The 4482-nt window shown below is 58.5% G+C and carries 3 protein-coding genes; 2 read left to right on the plus strand and 1 reads right to left on the minus strand.

The window, feature by feature from the left end; all coding sequences use genetic code 11:
- Positions 1-753: 753 nt before the first annotated feature.
- Both DW49_RS0118925 and DW49_RS1000000129095 read left to right on the plus strand, forming a co-directional pair.
- The gene (locus DW49_RS0118925) at positions 754-1818 is read left to right on the plus strand and encodes a type III secretion system chaperone (protein WP_024420725.1); all 1065 of its coding nucleotides are present in this window, start codon (positions 754-756) and stop codon (positions 1816-1818) included.
- Positions 1815-3761 (plus strand): hypothetical protein, encoded by a 1947-nt coding sequence (locus DW49_RS1000000129095; protein ID WP_005620220.1) that lies wholly within the window; start codon positions 1815-1817, stop codon positions 3759-3761. The genes DW49_RS0118925 and DW49_RS1000000129095 overlap by 4 nt, the downstream gene beginning before the upstream one ends.
- A 139-nt stretch (positions 3762-3900) precedes the next feature.
- Here DW49_RS1000000129095 and DW49_RS0118935 read toward each other — a convergent pair whose 3' ends face one another.
- On the minus strand, positions 3901-4182 hold the full coding sequence (locus DW49_RS0118935; protein ID WP_024421360.1) for a hypothetical protein: 282 nt from the start codon (positions 4180-4182) through the stop codon (positions 3901-3903).
- Positions 4183-4482: the final 300 nt, after the last annotated feature.

The following is a 4482-nucleotide window of genomic DNA, read 5'->3' on the forward strand; positions in this document are numbered from 1 at the left end:
GTACTGTTTGCGAAATAATTTACCCGTGTCCTGCAACCTAAGTTATTGATAAAATTTGAATTTTACGTTAGTTAGTAGCTGGTTTTTTCGAAAACAGTACACTAGGTACAGAGTTTTGAAGCTTAGACGCCTGATCAGCGATACCGAAAGTCCTTTTACAATATCCTCGTCTTCGTAGTGTTCATTGCGCAGATTGATAGGGATCAACCTGTGCGCAATCTTGACCTTAACGGTGGAGAACTCGACAACCGATCTGTTGGGGAAATCTCCCGCTTTTCGCAGCATAGTCATGGTGTCCTTTTCCATTGTCGTCTCTGTGGCTGCAGGCAATCTACTCGCTGAATCGGCTCCCAAAGGGTCCGGCGTGACCAATGAAAGTTTCATTTCGTCGTTCTGCAACCGCATGGCCATATAGGCTCGATCCTTAAACAGTTGGTGCGGATCGACGTCGGCGGGATGATTGATAGACCAAGGAGCAGGAACAAATATATTGTGTAGGCTGCATCTATTTGTGGAACTGAAGCCTCAATACAGCCACACATCTTACACTTATATAAATATAACCAGTGTATCGCGTACGTCCGGGTGGCGGTCTGCCTACTGCAGCCCAGCCAAAATTCCGGTTGTGCAACCGCTTAGTATGAAACATCTGCCCCAAACTTGATCGGCCTGTATTGAGCTGTTAGTCAGCGTGATGCCCACACATGCCACGCGACATCAGTCAAGCAGAGCTGACTAGATGACTGGTGAATCATGCGCACGGATGAAACTCAGCCGACGTTGTCGAGAGTGGCGGAATTGCCCGCATTGCAAAACGCGCCAAGCCCTGCACGGAGGAAAAACGCCACGGCCGGGCAGGGGGGGCAGGCGAACGGCCCGCCGGTCATACCTGCCGACAGCGCGCCCTGGCTGGCGAAAGCCGCCACGGTGCTGGGTCGCCCGGCCGACGCTGTCAGAATGTTTTCGCGAAGCGGTTTGCTGACCCTAGAACATATCCGTCTGATGATGTTCTGCCAGGAACCGTCGCCACCTCGATGGAGTGTGCTTGGTTACCCCATCATTCCCCCTGGGGTTCCCGCGGGGCTTTGGCATGAGGCCTTGCTGCGTGCCAATACCGTCGCCATGGCGGTACAAACGTGCACCTTCGCGCTCGATGAACAAGGCACCGCGGTGCTGATCACGCAGATCCCTTTCCATGCCTATGGCGATGCTCAAGCCTTGGCGCAGGCCTTGGCAGACATGGATGAGCTCGCATCAGGTCTGGCGACCACCGTTTCTGCTGCAGCCCATGTCGGCAGCGTTGGTCACTCGCCGCCGTCGCCGGACATGGCCCCCGCCAGCCCTGATCTAGCCCAATTGAGCAGCCGAGTCGAGGCCCTCGCCACTGAGCAAATGGGCGCGCAATGGCATCGTCCCTTGCTCGAACAGGCGCTGCCCGAGCTCGGTCTACCTGTGCCGAAAGCGATGTTTGGCAGCGTCGGAGCGTTCAAGCTCGGCAAGCGCTTCGTCGAACTGATCGCCGCCCCTGACCAGAAAAGCCTGCTGCTCAGCACGCAGGTATCGGTGCAGCTGAAGACCTTGCCGCAACGTCGAGCGGCACTGCAGACCAGCTTCTACCTACTCACCGGCGCGCATTGCAGCATCGCGCTCGCGCCCAACGGTGCCTCCCTGCAGTCACGGTGGGATGCGACCGGTCTCGATGGCAAGGACCTGGCAGCCTGGCTGGCGGACTTCGTCACCCTGGCTATCTCGATCGACCGTGGCGACAACGCCGCGACGATCGCCTCGGGCATTTCGAACACGGAGTTTAAGCGATGAGTGGAATTAGCAGCTACTTCCGGCACACCCCCACGCAGCAGATCGAGCACAACTTCGACGACCTTGAAAGCGGGGTCCAACGGCAGGCGCCTGCGGTGGGTGATCGACTGCATCGTGTCGGCCAGAGCCTGCTCGGTATCAGCGGAAAATTGCTGTCCGACAGCATGTCCAACCTGCCATCCATGCGTTCGCTCGGTGCCATGGCCGGGCATGGCGTGCAGCAGCTAATCACCTGTGGCGGCCCGACTTTTGCTCGGGAACAAGTGCTCATGCACGCGTACCACGCGATGCTGCCGGTGCTCGCCGCCGAAGCCAAATGGGCGCTGCTCGGCACGCAAGGCGTGATCTCCCTGGCCAAGATCGGTGCGAATCTTTACCGGCAGACGCGCATGGAGCGCTTGCCGGAGTCGGACGTAGCTGTGCGAGGGCATTTCGGTCTCAGTCAACAGCAATGGGATGCCAAGGGCGAGGATGAGCAAAACCAGCTGCGCGCCCAACACAGCACCGATTCACGCAACGTCACGCGCAACCAGGTCATCGCAGAAGCCGCGTTTCTGGTCATGTCTTCCCTGAGCCTGGCCAAGGGCGATGGCGCCGTCGCGGCCCGCGTGCTAGCGACCCAGATGCGTAATATCATTTATGCGGGCAGCCGCGAATCACTGCAGGCCACCATCTGCCTGACCGGCAGCAAGCACGGCAATGCCTCGCACGGGGTGAACGAGTCGAACATGGCCACTAATGGCTGGACCTACGCAGCCATGACCCTGGCGGCGGGCTACCTGCAAGACACAGTGATTAGCAACGTACTCCCCAAAGGGCAATCCGTATCCGGTGCGCACCTCAACGGCGCCGACGGCAAGCCGCTGACCGGCTATGCACTGAACAACGCTGTGAATATGGTTGCCGGGGTCCGCGCGTTGGCCAACAGCGCGATCGAGTTCATTGATGCCTATCGCGGCAAGCACTATGACCTCAAGCAGGTCGGAGACGAACAGAAGCTGCAGGAATTCGGCAAAAAAATGGTGCCGATGAAGGACTACGAGCGGCTGTTGGACCACTCGATCGCACGCCTGAGCTGGAACAACGTGTCCAATGCTGGGGTACTGGCCTTGCAACAGGCTGCCGAAGGCATTGGCAAAGAGAACCTGCCGCCAAGCGTCATGCAATTTCTCGGCAATGCCGGCACAGCGGCGATGTTCGGTGCGACCTACCGCATGGTCAACCAGACCTACCAGGCCCACGCCAAGATGCGCGCCGCCTGGGCAGCGCACCAGTCTGGCCAACCACGCCAGGCGGAAGGTCCGTTCGGTGTCGTGGTCGACGCCGACCCCTCTGAAGCGGACAGCCGCTCGGTACGCGCTGCATCTTCGCCGGCAGCGAGCCCTCAGTCGCAATCGCTGCAGGACAGCGAGCCACATGACAATGGTTCTGAAGCCAGCCATGAAACGCAGGTCGTTCGTCGTCCTCGTGCCATCAGCCAGAGCGAGGATGGCCGGCCCAATGTACCCCTGCAGGGACGCCACGAGCGTCTATTGGAGCCGGGCAGGGAGCCACGTAGCGATGGCGACTCCGTGCAGTCGACCTCGGCCAACCTCGAACATGCGCTGATGAGGCCAATCGACACCAAGGGCGGCTTTCCGCAGCCTTCTTCCGAGACTTCATTGAGTCGCGTGCAGTCGTCGAGCGACATGCAAGCACTGACTATGCGCAGGTTCATCGAAGATACACCTACTGCGCCACCGCGCACCCGTCCCCGTGACGGTACCAGCGCTACGGCCGAGACACAGGGCACTCTGCCCACGACCGAGGAGGTGGCGGAAACGGAAAGCCGGCCTCCGAGCGAAGCGGTCACGCAAAGCCTACCGCCTACCGTGGAGATTCCTGATGGATTCGATCTGAACTTCACCCAAGCAGAGACCGATGCAATAAATTCCGTGAATTGATGTTGGGGACCGGGAGCAATCGAACAAAAAAGTCAGTAAGCCCTCACTAGCGCCTAACGCCGGTCCGTTCCTTTGAGGGGGAGGTTCCAGCTGGCGCGAAATGACACCCTAAGCGATCGACCTGTGCCGTTGAACGATGTCAGCGACGGTGTTCTTGCTGATGCCAAGGTGAATGCGAAGGCTTCGCCGGCCTCGGTACTTTGGCCTGGTCGTTCAGTTGCTTTGCCACCGTTTCACCGGGCTCTGTCAGGTCGTAGTCGCCGAACGCGTACGTCACTAGTCCACGCTTTGCCAGGGCCTTGCAGGTGCGCACACGTGCTGCATAGCACAGGGGGCCGTGTACGTCAAAATCGTCCCACTCCCAGCCGTCCTCCAGCTTCATCAGTACCTTCTGCATCGGCTCACTGAGCTTGGTTGTCATCGCAGTTTTCCTAGCTCTTACGGCTGTCGAATCCAAGGCGTCGGATAATCGCATTTCGGTCGCCTTCAGCTAAAAGCATATCCTCTGCAAACTGCGCGGTTTGCTTCTTGTAACGCTCCCAAACCTGACGTTGTAACGGTGTCATTTGATCAGTACCAAGCTCGATCCAGTCTAGAGCGGTAGCTAGCTGTAACGACCTGCAATCGAAATGGCCTCGACCTGCAATCATCGAGTTTTTCGACCGGGATTGATTGCGTATATTCGAGCCAGCAAACCGGGATTATTTGCGAATGAACCTGC

This window comes from Pseudomonas avellanae BPIC 631 (genome assembly GCF_000444135.1).
In the GTDB taxonomy this organism is placed as follows: domain Bacteria; phylum Pseudomonadota; class Gammaproteobacteria; order Pseudomonadales; family Pseudomonadaceae; genus Aquipseudomonas; species Aquipseudomonas avellanae.